The 18920-nt window shown below is 36.0% G+C and carries 15 protein-coding genes; all 15 read right to left on the bottom strand.

Annotated features, from left to right (window positions below):
- Positions 1–176 precede the first annotated feature (176 nt).
- On the bottom strand, positions 177–2486 hold the full coding sequence (locus T355_RS14780; RefSeq protein ID WP_051555488.1) for a flagellin: 2310 nt from the start codon (positions 2484–2486) through the stop codon (positions 177–179).
- A 74-nt stretch (positions 2487–2560) separates the two neighbouring features.
- A complete protein-coding gene (locus tag T355_RS14785; protein WP_027397410.1) occupies positions 2561–4351 on the bottom strand; it encodes a flagellinolysin in 1791 nt (596 codons plus the stop codon).
- A 199-nt stretch (positions 4352–4550) separates the two neighbouring features.
- Positions 4551–5639 carry a pyridoxal-phosphate-dependent aminotransferase family protein gene (locus T355_RS0108660; protein ID WP_027397411.1) on the bottom strand — a complete coding sequence of 363 codons (1089 nt, stop codon included), beginning with the start codon at positions 5637–5639 and terminating at the stop codon, positions 4551–4553.
- A gap of 29 nt (positions 5640–5668) precedes the next feature.
- On the bottom strand, positions 5669–6439 hold the full coding sequence (locus T355_RS0108665) for a LicD family protein (RefSeq protein WP_197019573.1): 771 nt from the start codon (positions 6437–6439) through the stop codon (positions 5669–5671).
- 69 nt (positions 6440–6508) lie between these two features.
- Positions 6509–7690 carry a DUF5672 family protein gene (locus T355_RS0108670; protein ID WP_027397413.1) on the bottom strand — a complete coding sequence of 394 codons (1182 nt, stop codon included), beginning with the start codon at positions 7688–7690 and terminating at the stop codon, positions 6509–6511.
- A gap of 16 nt (positions 7691–7706) precedes the next feature.
- Positions 7707–8705 carry a hypothetical protein gene (locus T355_RS0108675; RefSeq protein WP_155851699.1) on the bottom strand — a complete coding sequence of 333 codons (999 nt, stop codon included), beginning with the start codon at positions 8703–8705 and terminating at the stop codon, positions 7707–7709.
- A 113-nt stretch (positions 8706–8818) separates the two neighbouring features.
- A complete protein-coding gene (locus T355_RS0108680; protein WP_027397415.1) occupies positions 8819–9718 on the bottom strand; it encodes a class I SAM-dependent methyltransferase in 900 nt (299 codons plus the stop codon).
- A 17-nt stretch (positions 9719–9735) separates the two neighbouring features.
- Positions 9736–10959: a GT-D fold domain-containing glycosyltransferase gene (locus tag T355_RS0108685; RefSeq protein ID WP_027397416.1), complete on the bottom strand. Its 1224-nt coding sequence runs from the start codon at positions 10957–10959 to the stop codon at positions 9736–9738.
- Between the two features lie 22 nt (positions 10960–10981).
- On the bottom strand, positions 10982–12118 hold the full coding sequence (locus T355_RS14790) for a glycosyltransferase family 2 protein (RefSeq protein ID WP_051555489.1): 1137 nt from the start codon (positions 12116–12118) through the stop codon (positions 10982–10984).
- A 30-nt stretch (positions 12119–12148) separates the two neighbouring features.
- The gene (locus T355_RS0108695) at positions 12149–13693 is read right to left on the bottom strand and encodes a glycosyltransferase family 4 protein (RefSeq protein ID WP_027397417.1); all 1545 of its coding nucleotides are present in this window, start codon (positions 13691–13693) and stop codon (positions 12149–12151) included.
- Positions 13694–13703: 10 nt separating this feature from the next.
- Positions 13704–14033: a hypothetical protein gene (locus tag T355_RS0108700; RefSeq protein WP_027397418.1), complete on the bottom strand. Its 330-nt coding sequence runs from the start codon at positions 14031–14033 to the stop codon at positions 13704–13706.
- A 1-nt stretch (position 14034) separates the two neighbouring features.
- Complete coding sequence (locus tag T355_RS0108705) at positions 14035–14940, bottom strand: polysaccharide deacetylase family protein (RefSeq protein ID WP_027397419.1); 906 nt, start codon at positions 14938–14940, stop codon at positions 14035–14037.
- 46 nt (positions 14941–14986) lie between these two features.
- Positions 14987–16201, bottom strand: coding sequence for a glycosyltransferase family 2 protein (locus tag T355_RS0108710; protein WP_027397420.1), 1215 nt, complete (start codon positions 16199–16201; stop codon positions 14987–14989).
- Between the two features lie 227 nt (positions 16202–16428).
- On the bottom strand, positions 16429–17508 hold the full coding sequence (locus T355_RS0108715; protein WP_027397421.1) for a hypothetical protein: 1080 nt from the start codon (positions 17506–17508) through the stop codon (positions 16429–16431).
- Between the two features lie 27 nt (positions 17509–17535).
- On the bottom strand, positions 17536–18909 hold the full coding sequence (locus tag T355_RS0108720; protein ID WP_027397422.1) for a TDP-N-acetylfucosamine:lipid II N-acetylfucosaminyltransferase: 1374 nt from the start codon (positions 18907–18909) through the stop codon (positions 17536–17538).
- Positions 18910–18920 lie beyond the last annotated feature (11 nt).

An 18920-nucleotide genomic window follows, 5' to 3' on the forward strand; every position in this document is an offset into this window, starting at 1 on the left:
CAATTCAAAGCATTACATATTCCACTTAGTATATCGTTAAATTAATTTTCTTTCTGAAGTGAAATTAAAAGTTTTTTACTGTTATTAAAAATATTAATTGCAACACTGACATCATCGAAAAAAATAACTGCCACGCTCAATAGCACGACAGTTATTAATCATATTTTTAAACACTATTATTGTAACAAACCAAGTACATCTGAAGAACTATGATTAAATTGACTGAGCATAGCCATGGTAGACTGGCTCAAAATATTGGCAGTTGCATGATCCATAGCACTCTTGGCAATATCGGCATCGCGAATGGTGGACTCTGCCGCCGTGGTATTTTCCTGCTCGGTAATGATATTAGCATCAGCACTTTCCATATGGACAATCTGGGCACCAATTAAAGTATTGGCGTCAATAAGATACTGAATCCCCTTATCCAATGCCCCCTTTATAGGGGTAGGATAATCCTGTCCCAAAAGGAACTCTCTGTTTTCCGAGGTCAACACAGTATAATCATCCAAGGAGCCAGCACCTACCTTGTATCCAAAAACTTGATCTAGTGTAGTCTGAGGAATCCGCACATGAATATTGGCAGAAGATTTATCAGTATGCTGAATAACCAAATCATTAACATAAGTGTTGCGGTAGTCATTTACGACATCATCCATTATACCATTTGCGATTGTATCTCTCTTCTCCGTAGAACCATCATAAAGATCATATTTTCTCGTATCATAAATTGTTATAGTACCACTATCAAAATCCGCTGCTGCACGAAAATTCTGATCTGATTTTCCTAGAAATTGGGACAAGCCTTGTTTATTTTTTTCTCCATCCCCTTTATAAAGAGTCTTAAGTAGAGAATTAACGCTATCCACATCCGATACATCAATTACTAAGGTATCAATATCCATACCACTGCCACCGCTAGCAGGACGTGGATCATCATTTTGATTTACACCATTTACAAATAGAACGTTAACCCACTTATTAGCATCCAAGGCATCATAAACTCTAAAACCTTGACCATCAAGCTTACCAGGGATATCAGCACCAGTTACGCCACCTAACAGTGACTTAAAGTCTATAGTATATTCTTGAAGATTCCCTTCTACAATAGAAATTTTCTGACTATTTCCCTCAGTACCACGAACAGTTGCATTAAAGTTAACACCTGTGACCTGACCAGAACCATTGGTAACAGACGTCACCAATGATGAACCCATTTTAGATATCATAAGATTAGCAAAGGCCTCAGCCACAGTTTTTCCAGAATTAACAGCACTACGAAGATTATTTAAATCAATAATTGTCGAACCATTAATTTTAGAAATACTATCCATTTTAGGTGATGCACTGCTATCAATAAATTCATAGTACTTATCATTACCACTATGATGAATAGCCTTACCAGCATATTCAGAAATAAAATTATCCACTGCACTTGAGCTTGATACATTATAATTGGACAAATCCATAGTCCAAGAAGCCGTTGCACCATTTTTACCACTTTGTGAATTAGTAATCATAGACGATGGCAACGGAGACGTAGCTGTATAACCGTCACCACCAGCCAAGGACACACCAACTACATCATATAAACTTTTATCATTTGTTATATCTCCACCGGCAACAGTGGTCAAAACGATTCTTCTATTCGTTCTATCAGTAGGTGACGGATCATAATCTACATGCAATAAACTGCTGATTTTATTTCTCAATGTATTTATTGCATCACTCAAAGCACTTACATGCTCTATATCGATTACCGTTAAGTTATCACCCCTAAAATGTTGATTTGGGTTTCTAGTAAAAACGAAAGTTTGACTACCGCCAGGATATAGAATATTAAATGACGTGTTGTCTATTGTACTTTCACTTGTATATCTACCAATAGTAATAGAAATAACATTATGTGCATCAGGCGTACCTCCTGACATAGCATTAGAACTTAACTGTTTCACATTATATCCATCAAAAGAATCCGCCGTACCAGAAACAAAACTGAACTTATCGCTACCATCCAGCTTTTCCGCATGGTCCAATCTATACCAGCTCTTTACAGCCTCACTAACCTCAGTGCCAAGCAAAAGATGCTTGCCGTTAAAGGTAGTTTCTGCAGCAATATCATTTATTTCATTATAGTACTCGGTGATTTCCTTTTGGATAATCGCCCTGTCTGTATCAGTATTAGTATCATTATGAGCATCAATAACCTTCTCCTTAACTGTACGAAGAAGATTAATCTGACTCTGAATAGCTCCCTCTGCAACCCGCAGCATAGAAGCACCATTTTGAACATTGGCATCCGACTGGCCCAAGGCACGGATACGCACTCTCATTCTCTCTGAAATGGCATAACCTGAAGCATCGTCTCCCGCATTACGGATTTTCTCCCCTAAAGCCAACTGGCTGGAAGCCTTGTTTTTCTTATTTATATTTTTATTTAAAGTACCCAAGATAAATCCTGCGGTAGCATTGTTCGATATTACCATTTAGTCTCACCACCTAGCATCCTTGCTATTTTGACATCCATGAAAGATATCCTCTCCCTCCCACGGGCGAGGTATTATTGCAGCAGGCTCAACACCGCTGAAGAATTCTGATTTGCTTGACTAAGCATGGACTGAGCCGCCTGAAGCAATACATTATTCTTGGCATACCCAGTCATTTCCTTTGCCATATCACTATCTCTTATTACGCTTTCCGCCGAAGTAACATTCTCCGACGCCGTAATAATATTCGCATCTGTATATTCAAGACGGCTGCTCAATGCACCAATCTTAGTCAACTGATTTAATGCCCGCTCAATAGACTTGTCCAACTGATCAATGGCATTTTCCGCATCCCCCTGGGTTTGGACGCTGAGGTTCTTGCCATCCTTATCCTGAAGGCCCAAAGCCTGAGCATCCACATTTGAGAATACAGCATGTATATTTTGGGCAGCCTTGGTTCCTATCTGGAAGAGCAGGCCACCACGAATATCCATATATTCCATTGGCCATTTAACTTCAAGACCATTTATAAAAGTGGAATCACTGTCCGGGTTAGTCCAGAATTTCACCGAACCGCCCTCTGGCACAACTGACTCAGCTGTCTTGTTTACACGGCTAACACCAGCATCGCGACCAGTAATAGCTCCAGTATCCTTGTTTGGCAGGATAATATTGCAATAATCCTTCAAGAACTTAGTGCCATCTCCAGCCTTTGCCTCATCAGCCGACATCTGAGTTTTCATTGCCTGAAAGCTTTTAAATTTACCCTGAGTTGCAACACTCACTGCCGCATCTATCCGTTCCGTTGTCATGGCTCCCTTGCCACCGGACAGTGATTCCATGAAATTACTTAAAACGTGTTCTGCAGTGAAACCACTCTGAGCCGCCATGTAGCGAAACATTACGTAGCCAGCAGCATAAGTATCGTTACCTTCCGCAGATGTACTTGCGGTAAGCTTCGAAGCGATCTCCTTATTATCCGCCAAATTTTGAATTCTAGTTCTGCGCACATCATCTATACCATGAATGACCTCAGCAGCGCCTTCCTTTATGCAGGCGTATAAACCACCAAAGCCCTCAATATTAGCTGACATGGTCGCATGAGTCATTTCATGAGCAATAGTACGGTCGAGATAACCCGCCCCTGGCGTTGTAGTAGAGCCATTAACGTCTCCATCTACCAGATTTTTATAGTAGCTCATATTAACAGTCATCTCGAGCTTGGTAGTTTTATTCCCTGTAAAATACGAAGTAACCCACGCTAAGGCATTTGCCTGCTCACCACTTGTTACTTCTTCAAATTTTACGTTCATTTCCTTCACACTAGGATCGCCTTTTTCAAAGCTAAGCCCCGTGGACCGAGCAATCAAATCAAGGCTGTTTCCAATCCACTCAGTATTGAGAGCAGCTATAATGGTCTGTTCCTTGCTGTAGGTATGATCAGCAGAGCCGTCGAACAAATACTTGCCGTTGAAAGTAACGAGAGAATTATCATTGAGCTGGTCAATCTGCTGATCCAGCTGCTTTTGGATAATGGCACGGTCACTGTCCGTATTGGTATCATTGGCCGCATCAATAGCCTTTTCTTTCATAGTACGCATAATGGCAACAGAATTAGCCAGCACACCATCAGCCACCTTCAAAAGACTCTGGGCATTTTGGGCATTCCTGCTATCCTGATCCAGGCTACGAATCTGTGCCCGCATCTTTTCCGAAATACTATATTCAGAAGCACCGTCACCAGCACTATTAATCTTCATTCCAGAGCTTAGCTTCTCCAAGCTCTTTCCTAAAGCCTTGCTATTTTTATTTGTTTCCCCCAAAATGGTCATTGCCGCTATGTTATTATTGATAACCATTGCCATAATAATCACCTATATCTTTGCACACAAAACAAGAATAATAGACTTCAATTAGTTAATCGGAAAAATGAGGGGATTTCTAAAGTAGAAGAAGGATTTTTTCTGAAGGCAAGAAAAAAGCGACAAAGGTCTTAGTATCCCCCGCCGCTTTGGTTAGTTTCAAATTCATCAACAGGTCGTTGACGATTTCTTTATTTAACTTTTACTGATTAACAGCCTGCACTTCCTCTATTGCCGCCTTCATTTTTTCTATAAGCATATCATTATCTTCTTTGCTAGTCTGACCTATATGGGCAATGCGCAAAGAATAGTCCGCCATCATGCCACCAGTTGGATTGACAAAAATACCATACTTATCCTTCAGTATTTCAAAGACCTTATAAGCAATTGGCTCTTTAAAAATAATCGGTGTTATGGCATTGGACAACGGAAAATTTGGCAATGACACTGGCAGCGCCTTTATCTTCTCCCTGAAATCCGTCGCCACATCTGCAATATGTTTTAAATGGTTTGCCAAACCGACCCGCTCTATCATCTTTAAGGAAGCAGACAACTCAATACATATTCCCACCGCTGGAGTATATGGTGTCTGCCCCCGCTCAAAGTTCTTAAAGTAATCTTTGAAATCAAAATACAGGGAGCGAATATCACTTTTCATCACCCGTTCTTCGATAATTCGCTTACTAAGCACCACCATGGACAGTCCCGGAGATATGCAAGCCCCCTTCTGAGAGCTGGCAATCATCACATCAACGCAATGACCTGCTATATCAAATTCGTCGCACAAGAAGGAGCTGATGGCATCAACTACCAGATACATGCCTTTTCTCTTGCAAAAATCTGACAACAGCTTTATATCGTAAAGCTGCCCCGTGGAAGTTTCATCAATATTTACCAGGAGGCCTGTATAGGTTGTGTCCTCGTATTGGTTTAGCATCTCACCATCCAAAGTTTCACCATATTCAACCTTTACCACATCATGTGGTATCCTATGAATTTCACAAATATCCACAAAGCGTTTACCAAAGGAACCGCCAGCAATAACCAGCAGCCTGTCCTTCTCAGTGAAGCAATTCATTACTGTAGCTTCCATAGCCGCCGTTCCAGAGGCCGTAAGGTAAACCGTCTTGGCCTCGTCCCCAGCATTGGCAAACTTTCGTAGCAATTCGTCCGTTTCCAGCATCAGCTCAGAAAATTCCTTAGTACGAAAATAAGGCACACTGTCCGCCTGGGCCCGAACAACCTTCACCTCGTCAAACATTTCAACTGGTCCAACCGTAAATAATTTCATTTATTTCATCTCCAATATATTTCATCTCTTTACTTCATATCTTCTGGGAATTTAAGTTTTATTAACGGGAAACCAACTCGATCCTCTTCTGGTGGCAGAGTCATATAATCTCCGTACATACAAGTTAAAAAAGAATCATAATCCTTAAATGTTCTAAAGGTATACCCCTCAAAGTCCCTATCCTCGTATTCATCAAAACACTTCCGTGGCATCCCATACTTTGCCTCTTTGCGTTCTGGATATGTCAAGTTTCTGGCTAATTCATGACGATTTAAATTTGACAGCTTTACCATTATATTTAGCCAACTAATCCAACAGCTACGAGGAATAGTATACAATGCTTTATACCACAATCTCATAAATAGGCTATCAGCGTTATACCGTCCAAAAAATGAATACAATCCTTTTCTTATGCAATAGCATATGAACAGGTGAATGCGTCGCAAAAAGTAATTATCCGGCACACCATCATAAACAAAAATATCAACAAAAATCCCCTTATGCCAGTTGGTCCTTTCCTGACCTGGCATAAGATACACACTATTATTATATCGAAGTTTAGAAAACCCCCAACGGTAATTTTCATCAGTGCGAAATTCTTGTAAAAAGAATTTTTCGGTATTTAAATCTTTTTTGCAGGCCTCAAAAAACTTTTCGTATTCTTCTCGCAGCATATTTACGTCAGCATCATTATCCCAGGGGATAAATCCTCCATGACGCACAGCTCCAATAAGGGTCCCGCTGCACAAAGAATACTTTATGTTGTTCTTCCTGCAAATTCTATCTATTTCCTGAAGCATCTCCAAATTAATCTTACGTAGCTTTTGGAGGACCTCATCTGTCATTTCTACCATTTTTCTTGCCAAAGATTATCCTTTCATCCATGTATATATTCCAAAATACTCTTGAATGAGTGTATCTGCAATGCTACTGTATTTTATAAAATCATCGTATTCGACTAATCCTTTTGCCTCTAAATCATCGGCTATTACATCTTCATAAGCAAAAGGTGTAATCACTATACAATAATTATGGCTTGCAATAATGCTATCATCTGGTTGTTTTATAGAAATCCCTTTTATATCACATCTTTGCGGTTTTCTATCAAAACAGCATTCTATAGTAATACCAGTGTACTCCAACATATCCTTGCATTTAATACCAAAGGTTCCGCCCCCCCAGATAATTACAGGTCTTCGGATTATACGCTTCAGTATATCACCCAAAATTTTATAATTATACCTAACACACCTATCTATAATATATGCACTAAGATATGTCTTTATCATTTTAAGATAGTCATAAAGCATACCTTCTTTTGGCACTACATATCCACATTTATTGATTTGTTCCAAACAATAATCTATACACCCACTTTTATTCCAACCGTGCAATGCAAATGGAATATCCCTTTTTTTAAAACATTTTAAGGCCATCGGTAAATCAGTCGGGAAATCTAAGCAAAACTTTCTAGCAACTGGGATGGCTGGAACTTTAAAATTGAGATTTTCTTTACTGCCACAAAATGAAAAGAAATAATCCTCCACCTTCAAAAACATATTTTCCAAATGATATGTTTTTATAATTTTTTCCTTCTGTTCCAACAACTTTATGGTTGAAGATATCTTTCTCAACGATACTCCACCATTTCCAATTTTTGCCCGTCTACGGCCTATAGTATACCTATGATTCATCGGCCAGGCAGAGCCAATATAATCAAATCCTAACTCACAAAATTCAAATAATCTATCGGAAAACACGAAGCCATCCAATTGATAAATAAGCATATATTCATAATCAGAAAATTTTCGATAAAAATCCACTGATAATAGCAGACTACTATAGGATACAGTCCCTGTAAAGTAGTCCTTATCAAGCTCCACGACATCCCACATTTCACAAAAACTGCCATAGGAAAATTCCAGTCCACGAGGAGCAATAAAAACCTTCGGATAAGCATATAGCACCTTATCTAGCTGTTTTAGAGCTATTAATTCTACATCAGATATTTTTTCACTATATATCGGTATAACTATAACCACTTTATTCATGCTATGCTCCTAGTCATCACATTAACGACTTCTCATCCCAATATATCTTATCCTGTGGCACACCAAGGTCCAACAATGTTTTTTTCATTTCACCAGCTACTGCTCTGTTACAAACTGCCAACAACACAAAATCAATTTCTTTCTCATTAATCTGTTGAGGACTGATGATTTCTTGGGCTGGAGTCGACAATCTTTCATAGTTTCTATCTATCCAAGCAGACAATTTATAGTTATCACTATTCTTTAAATAACCTACATAGTCCCGTCCCACATCACCGGCACCATATACAGCCACCCTGGTATTATCTGGTATAACATCCACTGGAAATACGTACTGATACTCGGTTTCTTTGCAATTATCATTGTATACTGCCTTTAAGAAATGACTGCCTAGAGTTCTGTAATCTATCCCTTTATCATCAAGTGAAATATAATCATAAAAATGTGCCACCATTTTATCATATTTTTCACAATTAACCGCTTTTATTCCTGCCAAAGAAAGCATTTTCCCCAGCATAGCTTTATCATAATGCTTTTTGCAAAATAGTCTAATTGTATAATACTGGATAAATTCTACAGGAATGGTAAAATCAAAAACCCACTCGGTATCGACCACCTTATAGCTATTCTGATCCTTATTCAATAAAATATTCTCTGCCGAACAATCAAGATTAGATAGGTCTGTAGCTGATTCTCCTTCAAGAACAGTACCTGAAGTACCAAAATACTGTTTAAACTGTGCTGAATTATCAAAAGAAACCAGATTAGCATTGCCAACAATAATACTCTTCCACTTTTGAAGCAATAACTCAACTTTGGCCCAATCACCGGAATCAACAGTATTTTTTAATAAATCATCAAAGCTAATTGCATTCTCCAAATACTCATAAAATAAGCTACCATCTTTATATTCACATGAAGCATAACTATCACCGAATACTTTTTTAACCTTCTCGATTATAGAAGCAATACGCGAAATATTAGCTTTACCAACATCATAGGTGTTGGTCTTCACTACTACCTTTTCTCCGTTATCCAACGCAAGCATTTTAGTTGTTATCTGAAAAAAAGGATTTCGATATGGAGTTGTTTTACAAAAGAAACAATACATATACTCACCTGCATATTCTACTTGGTTATACAAATCAAATACGAATTTGCAAACAGCTTAAACTCGTTTTTCATATCTAAACTATTTAAAAATTGAATTTCATCCAGTGACTTGCCTCTCTTTTTATAATAATTACTTGATGGTTCTACGAAATCTCCTACACTAGGCAAAAAATCATCTGAATATATTACTCGCGGAAACTTATAGTCAGGATGAGGATACATAAACCTATATTTTTTTATCCCACATTTTTCCAGTAAATTAATCCATTCGTTATATGAAAATGTTTTGGCATTTTTATACTTTGGGTAGCCGTTAATACCTTCATAGGCGTAGCCCGCATGGTCTTCGATACATCCAGATAAATACTTTGCACCCAGGCGATTTTCAATGGCGATATACAATTGTCCGCCCTCTTTCACTTTACCGAGAACATCCAACAAAAAATCCACATAAGGATTATCTGAATGGAAATAATGCATTGCATATTCGAACACACCTATAAGGGTAACAACATCGTATTGTCTGTCCAGATGCACATCCTGATAACTACCCACATATATTTCCACATTATCACAGGAATGGTTTTTATAAGCATTTATCATGGACCGTCTCTCAGACAACTCCACACAATTAACCACTGCTGCCCGTTTAGCTAATGCCCCTGTAATTGCACCACATCCAGAACCAATTTCCAGCACTGTATCATTCTTGGAAATCATCATTGGTTCCACAATACATTCACGCTCTTTTGACAAATGATAAAAAATCGGAAAGCTGTCCGTCGCTGCTGCAATTGCATCGTATTGTTCATTCTCTTTAACAAATTGCAACAATGTTTCTTCCACATCACCATCAGAGTATGTATCCGATGTGTGGTTATATTCATAATTTAACTTTACTAAAGTTTCTTTCATACAGCTATCATCCTAAACTACAATATCTTCGCTATAATCTGACCGTAATATTTGGGATCATCAATATCCAGAATTTCCTGATCAGCAATTTGGGAAACATACTTATATTTATTGCTCACCTTATACCCCAATCCCGCTTTGTACCAATCATAATCCATATCAATTTGCCCAATATCAACCACTTGATACCCTGCCTTAAATAAATCATAGGCCAAAACCTTACCCGCCGGCCCTAAAACCATCAGTATCAGTTTATCTTTGGGCAAGTTCATAGCTTTATTTTTTATCTCATTATACCTGTCAAAAGCATTCTTGGTAGGAGCCAACACTCGCTCTATTGTTGCAGCGTTATCCAGTAAATCATTTCCGGCCCCAGTACGTGTCTTATCCCCTTCGATAATTACAATGTTTTTATTGTCCCAAATCCGCTTTATATTAGCAATTCGCCTTGGTGTATTTTCCTTGTCCTTGTATGGCATATAAGGTTTAAACATATAGGCGTCATAATATGTCATGGACATATTCAATACTGATAAATGAAACCTCCTAACATCTTCTGTCATGTACTCTCTTATACCATCTGCTATATCTTCAGTATATTTGTCCAATTCACCGTAGTTATCCGCTATACCTAGCAATAAATTTTTTTCATTGACCTGTACAATTTCTCTAAGACGTAACCCCAATTCATCCGAACATCTTTGGAAAGGTGCCCTGTTTTTGCCAGCCATTATTTCGAATTCACCATCACCAAAACGAATAAATGAACAGCCCCCATCAGCCATTTTATTTATTGCCTCACTTGTGTCACCAAGCTTAGGGAATGTCACTGAGTAACCTCTATAAGCATCAAGAACTTCATATTTATTATTGCGTAACCTAAGCTTTATTTTTTTATTTTCCTCTTTAAGTAAAACATTCTCCCACGTATATCTGTCCAATATTCCTATATCTGCGTATTGGGCAAAAGACTCAGAATCGAAGAAACAAATCAATTTATCCGGCACTTTACCCGACTCTCTATATTGGTGAATTACCGCGTAATACTCCCTAATAGAGGCAATAATATAGTCATACTCCAGCACCATCCCCAAACTAAAAATTGGCAAATTATCAACCGTTTGCCCAATTTTATCAGGATTATTATCAATATATCCCTTCAGTTCGCATTTATCGGTGTTCAATGCCTCACGAATCATTATCCTTGCAGCACCTACGCCCCAAATGTACACTTTAATCATACCAAAGCCCTCATTTTAAGCCTTATTTACCAAATACAACCTTTGATATTATATATCGTCCCCAGTCCGTAAAGGAGAACACATCTATCTTATTGTCAATCTCCATACTATTAATCTGAGAAAGTATCTCTCCAGAATACATATAGTTAGCAATCAAGACCATACCATAAGTCAAGCTATTCAATATATTAGGTGATTGAATAGTAATGCCAAAGAAATCTTCACCTTGCCGTTTCGTGCTATTATCGACAACAAGTACCTCGCAATTAGATTTTTTAAGCATACTTACAACTTTTTCACCAATTTCTCCAGCACCAAATACTACTATTCTTTTGTTTTTCTTTATGTAAAAATCACTATTTAATACCTGCGATAGGATGACACTTTTCTTCTCAATAATGTAATCGACTATCTTGAATATTCTTTTATTATGAACCTGTTTTCTAATATCATCATTTAGCTTAACACAATACTTCTTGAGGGTGCTTTTTAGAACCTTCCGATATTCCCTATACCCCAACCACTTTTGAGATGTCGAGACTCCACCATCGCGAAAATAGCTAGCAATGCCTTCACCAATATACTGAAATGAATATCCTTCAAGTATTAAACTCATAATCAACTCATAGTCAGATACCATTTTATTATGAGTATTAAACATCTTTTCTTTTAAAATATTACTTTTTACTAAGGTGGTTGGGTGTGGGATCACCATGCCCGTATAAATATGAGTGAAATCTACATCCTTATACTTAAGTATTTGCTGTATTTTACCATTATTATCCGTAATAGCTAAATCACCATATATTACATCCGCATTTGTACAGGAAAATACCTTTGCATACCTAGCCAAAGTAGTGGTTTCATACCAATCATCACTATTTATAAAGCCAATCAAATCTCCCGTTGCAACCTTTATCCCCTTATTCATGGCATCATAAATACCCTTATCAGGCTCACTAACCCAATAAGAAATATATGGCTCATATTTTTTTATTACATCTAGTGTCCCATCTGTAGAGCCGCCATCAATGATGATATACTCTATATTCTTGTAGCTTTGATTTATAACACTTTTTATAGTCTGTTCAATGGTCTTGGCACTATTGAAACTGACTGTGACGATAGAGATTTTTACCACAAATTTTGTTTCCGCCATGATTACACCACCTGAACACTTATTATTTACTTAAAAAATGCACGGATTATCTTCAAGCAAATAATAATCTTCATTTTGTATTAAATCAAACGATTTTAATACTTTAACAATCTCAGAACACGCAGACAATCCAGATGCTGAAACCAAAATATAATCTACAGATAATAACACATCTGACTTTGGATAAAAAATAGGATAATCTAAATGTTTTCCCTTTCGATGAGAATCAACAAATCCTTTAAAATCCAAATCAAAAAGCTTACATATTGCCAAAGCAACCTCCGAAAGTTCACCCGTTCCCCATATTAAAGTTTTTTGTGATTTTTTTATTTTTTTATTCCAAAAATATAACAACCATAATCTACTGGCAAGATAGTCCATGTTAATGTATTCCTTGCATTCAGTTGTAAAATCACAAAAAACTTTCTTTAAATATTCGTACCCATCTAACTGCTTATGTTTAGGATTAAATCCACTTTGAAAAACTTCTTCATATAACGCCAGTAATTGCTTGCCAACACTCTCAAAAGAATGATTGTTATTATATGTTATTATCCCATTTGTAATGATTGCATTAATTTTACCGCATGTCGTGTAATCTATAAACCGTAAAAATGTTCTATAGATATCCATGGCCCCGTGTCCTTCAATTACAAAACCATTAAATTCATTTTTGACCAGTTCTGTTATTCCACCTGCTGGTGATACTAGCACGGGGATACCGTTTGCCATGGCTTCTACTATAACTCCTGGATAAGATTCGACATGACTCGCATGTATTAAAGCGTCCGCTTTTTGTAAATACGCTTCAACATGAGTGACCTCACCCTGAAAATTAACATAGTCATCTAATTTGTGAGATATTACATACTCTTTACACTTAATGGCATACGCCCCTTGATTATTACCAACTAAGTTTAAATAAACCTCTTCACCCTTTTTTTTACAGAACTCAATAAACTTTATTATTTCTAACTGATTTTTATGTGCAGCTAAAGTACCAATACATATCAGATTGTACTTCGATTTAATAGTGCAATCATTTTCTGTCGAAACAGGAAGTGCATTATAGGCCACTCGAACACATCTAGATATAATATCCAACCCATTTTCCCATTTTTTACAAAAAAACAATGAATCACAGCTATGATACTGCGGGAAAATATCAAACCACTCGTAATCAAAAGAATGCTCTTTTACAGGATATATATTCATAATATGCGGAATTTTGCATTCTCGTGATACCAACTCCACTGTTATATTTAACTGTACACTATGCAAAATATCAGGATTAAAATCCCTTACGCATTGCAGCACATCATCATAACTATCCAAGCAACCTAATATATCAATCCCCTCAATACTTGTTGAAATTGGATACTGCAACGCCATATGCTCCAATTGATTTTCGGTGCATAAAATATCATAAATCTTAGAATGATTGCCATTTACATCATTCTGAATAACAACCTTAATACAATGTCCCATACATTGCATAATAAGGGCTTGATTTAATAAAACTTTTGCGGCTCCACCAATATTATTAGGATGTGCTAAAAAATACAATATTTTCATAGTCTTTTTCTCACAGATTTCTGATTAAATGAATATTATTAATTTTTTCCTTTACCAATTGATAAAAAATATCCTTTGAATAATAATTGTATACTATGTAATCTAAATCTGAATATTTTTCCACAAGTTCATTATAAGACTGAACTACTACTCCATTTATCTCTGTTCCCCATTTGGCTGGATCATTATCTGCAATAGCCCTTACTCTGTTATAAAGCTTTCTTTCCTTAAGATGATATACCAACTTATCGAGCATACTACCTGCACCGCAAATAATAATCCCCGAAGTCTGCCCTAATACATCATCATTATTTATTTTACCAATAAACTTAATGCACACATTATGCCTCCCAAAATTCTTTTATCTTATTTTTAAAAATCTCGATAGGCCAATCTCTTATAATATTCCTGGGAACTTGGTAATTATCCATTCCATCTGTCCAAACGCCTGGATAATTTGCAGCCACCCGCTTAAAATCTAATTGTTTACATATATTAACACTTTCATTAGTATAATCCATTTTTCCACCAAATGGATATGAAAAAGTGGTTACTTCATAACCTAATAATTGCTCTAATTTCTCTTTGGATTTACTTATCTCCTCAAATTGTTCCTCATTATTTAGTGTGGATAACCGTGGATGATGTATAGTATGTGCCCCTATATGAATAATCTTATGATTAACTATCTTCAATTCTTCCGAACTACAAAGCATATTATCTTTCCTACCAGTCTCATCTATCCCATTCCATGTTCGTAGAGCACCAAGCCACTTCTCCCTTTTATCAACAGTGACAAAATCCTTCATCAACCAATGAAGCGATTTGTATGTTTCAAGCCTTTGTGCGTTATCATATGTAGCAAAGTGATAACCAAATACGTCATCTTCCAACACGAATTCTTTAGGACAATTACGTGGTATCAACAAATTCCGTTCTAATTCATCCCACCACAATTCACGATCTGTATCAATATTTCCTGTTGACACAAAAATTGTTGCTGGGGCATTATATCTTTCCAATATAGGTGCAGCATACAAAATATTATCCCTATATCCGTCATCAAAAGTTATACAAACAGCCTCACCATCAATATTATCCCAGTCATCATCAAAACTAACCACATTATAATTCGTTGTTAGCCATTTTATCTGTTCTGAAAAATTATCGACTTTTACTGATAACAGTTGAGGATCGTCATTATAATCTCTAACCCTATGATAAAGCAAAACCAAAACCTTCCCCATAGTTCCCCCTTATGATGTTGCTCCAACATTAATATTTTTAGTAGTATCACGGCCTATCTACAACTTTATCTATTGGTATAATTTTGCACCTAATTTGTTGTGACACCTTAGACTTGATACGTTCCAAATCATACCCCGGTATCACAAGCACCGCATCCAATTCATTGGAAATTGCCTCAGGCACGACTACTGGTATCCCTTTATAATCTTCTGAAATAGGATGTGATTCAATTACTGAAGTAACCTTTATAGAATTACTAAAACTATCAATTAATAAATCACATATTTTTCCTGTACCCCAAATTCCTATTCTCGATATATTTTTTTTACACAACCATTCTTCAATACTGCCATGTTGTAAGGTTACTTCTACCCATTTACTTAAGAAATCACGATAGTATTTTTCTCTTATAACAGGGTCCACCCATGGATAATAGTCAGCAAAAACCTCTTTATAATTTGGAACGACTTCTACTACATCTGGCAACACAAAACTATCCACACTATCAGGTAACAATTCCCTTCCGTCTTTAGCTACTCCACAATGTACTCCTGTTCCATCAAGGCCAATGTTTTTCACTAACGATCTATACGCTTCCAAGCATAATCCACGCTCTTGTATTACTGACAAAGCCCAGAAAGCTGCCCAAGAATCTGTTTTGCCCTGCACATTCCCAATCAATGTTGCTTCCAGATCCTGCCCCCAAATCTGACACCATTCATATAAACTGTCATCTTGTTTTATTCTTGCAACTATGCGATAATCTCGTTTAAAAAATTGCCACCTATCTTTCCAAGTACCCCAACCCCACGACTCAATTCTCCCACCGAAGTAAGCATCACACCCATTGGGTGGAACCATAACTTCTTCAGAAGAAGCACCTATACTAAATACCTGTTTTTTATCCTTATATTTTTCTAGTGCTGCATTCATGTAATCCATAAACAAGTGATGAGTCACGCAATCATCCTCTAACACAATTACAGCATCAAAGTAATTGAAGACATAATTCACACCATCTACAATTGAGTCACTCAATCCTTTATTGTTTTTATTACTTATTATTTCCGTATCACACCACTTCACGTCATGTATTATATTCTCTACCTGATTCCACTTATCGACATCAGTACCATCCTTCATTCCATCGTGAAAAATAAATAATTTTTCTGGCAACTGGTCATTATTTTTTAAAGAATCAAGCACTAATTTAGTGTGCTCAGGCCGATTATATGTAAATAAAATGGTTGCTATCTTCATACCTATCTCCCAAACTTCAATACGTCAATTCAGTATCAACTAAAACACATTTTTTATTAACTATTTTTTTATCTCATAATATAAAATCTTGGTCGTACATATTCCTATATATAATTCATTATGGCACCTTTCTGCATCTGACCAAGTTGTAAACTGCTTAACCTCAACTAATAACAATCCGTCCCATAATTTCTCCCCAAAGGTTCCAAGCACCCAACCGCAACTCACTACAAAATATTTAAAAATGTTTCTAAAGGTAGCATTTTTTCTGTAACAACACCAACTTTACTTTTTTGGTATAATGCCACAAATTCTTCCATTGAAGGTCCATTAATTTTTAACCACTCAGCCTTACCATCTTCTTTATTAATATAAAGCATGTGGCTGGTCGCACACATTGAAAAATATTCAATGCTATCTTCTTCACAGCTAAGATAAAATCTCGATTGTCTCTCATTTTCTTCGTTAAAAGCGAATCCTTCTGGATAATCTAAATATTTCTCAACCCTATTTTTTTTATAATTATAAACTAAAATTTCGTTATATCTACTAGGTAATATCCAGAGATTGACTTTTGTAGCAACAATTCTGGAAAAACCACTTTCAATACTGGAATAATCCAGTATTTTTTTTGCTAGCAGCTCACTTTCTTTCCAGCAATATATCTCATTTTTTTTAGTTAATGCAAAAAAAATGTTATCAAAAATAGTAATATCTAGGCATTCACTCAAATTTGAAGGCAATGAATCATACCGTATTTGTTTATTGGATAAATTAAATGTGTACACTCTCTTTAAGTTCGGTGAATACAGCCTGACTTCTAAATCTTTTTTTAGTGCCTTAATAAACACTACCTCTCCTTTACAATCTAACTTCTCTTGTTCGTTTATTCCAATATCATATTCTAAAACTTCGTTTTTATCTATATCAAAAGCATATATTATCGATTCGTATTTTGGGAACACCCACACATATCCATCAAAAATAAACGCTAATAGATAATTTAAGTCACTGCAATTATAATGCCCCTTCATAAATGCATAGCATTGCGTTGACTCCAGTTTATAATTATATTTTAAAAGTCTTCTACCGGTTAATTCTACCAAAAAAAGAAATTCATCTTTTATTAAAAAAATGTTACTCCCAGCCCATCCCATGACAGAAAATCCTGATGGACCATCTATTAAGTGACTTTCTCCTGTTTCCAGATTAACAGAAGCAAGTGCTTTCTCATTAAACGTACAAATCCATAGTTCAGTACTACTTTTTTTTTGGCAGGCGACAAAGTGAAACAAATCCCCAATCATATTACAGTCCCCACTTTATAATACCATTTAATCATTTTCGTCTAATACTAGTTTCCATTTTTTTGCAATAGTAGCATTAGAATAATATGCCTTAATAATATCCATATTCCTTTTTTTTACATCATCTGGGAGGAATAAAATTTCCTCTATGCTTTCCCGAGATAATTTAATCACATCATAAGTTTTTATCCCTATTCTTTTGAAAAAAGATGCCATCGATGTATTTTGTCTAATGTATACCTTTCTACCAAAATACAACAATGCAATAATATTTCCCAACGCTTGCTGTCTATCATTATTGTAAATACCAACATCACAATTTGCTAAATACTGCAAATATTGACCAAATGGAATGAATTTGCACATTGGATAAAATATATCTCCTAAAATTTCTTTCCCACATTGTATGACTTCCAACCGATAATGTTCTTCCCCATAAGATAACGGCACACAAATTCTAACTTTTTCACGAACTAAGTGCTTTAGCAATGCAAAAGCTTCTCTATGATTATTCTCCTGCGTAGCAGAGTTCCCCAATGTTATTGTTATGTCCCCTTTTTGTTTTTCATATTTGTATTTCTCATCAATAAAGTTATAGTGTGATGGCATTGGTACTTCGTAGAATTTAGTTGTTTCCAATCCTAATATTGCTTTAATTGCCAAAGAGTCTTCATGTATTAGATTTAATACTCCAGCACATGAATCAATGGCAGTACTAAACGTTTTTAATATTTTCCTTTTATTCGCATCATATCTAAAAACATAAAAATCTCCGCCCCAAAATTGCATATATGTTTTTTTTAGTAATTTAGGGGGATACAATAAAATCATGTCCGTATCAAATATACCTGACAATATTATTTTTTTTACAGGCTGTAATAAGTCTAAAACCAACTTATGGTTTAAAAACTCTCTCATGTTAATAATTTCATACACTTGTTTCTTCTTAGCACTTTTCCTAAAAGAATTTCTGTACACAAAAAATATATGGTTATATCCTTGTAAGTCTTTTTGCATAAAATCAATGTAGCCATTCGTGAACTTATCATTGGTCAAAATATGTAAAACTGCCCCATTAAAGTTATTATTTCTAATTTTTTGATATTCATCAAGAACAAGAACTTGTTCTTGGAGTTTATTCTCCTCATATAGGCTTATAATATTTAACCCTAAATTCCCTATTTGCTGTCTGATATTAGCAACATTTTCAGCATCCATATTTGATATATATAAAACATCAAACTCAATATTATTAATTTTGTCACTTTTATATACCTTAACACCCTCAACTGTCTCTTCTGACAAAAAATTATCAAAAAAACACACTACCTCATGCTCATTTTCAAAATGCTCTTTCAATATTTTCCCGTAAAAACCCGCTCCCCATATCGCAATTTTCATATATCCTCCCT

The sequence above is a fragment of the Anaerovibrio lipolyticus LB2005 genome (assembly GCF_000621545.1).
GTDB lineage: Bacteria > Bacillota > Negativicutes > Selenomonadales > Selenomonadaceae > Anaerovibrio > Anaerovibrio lipolyticus_A.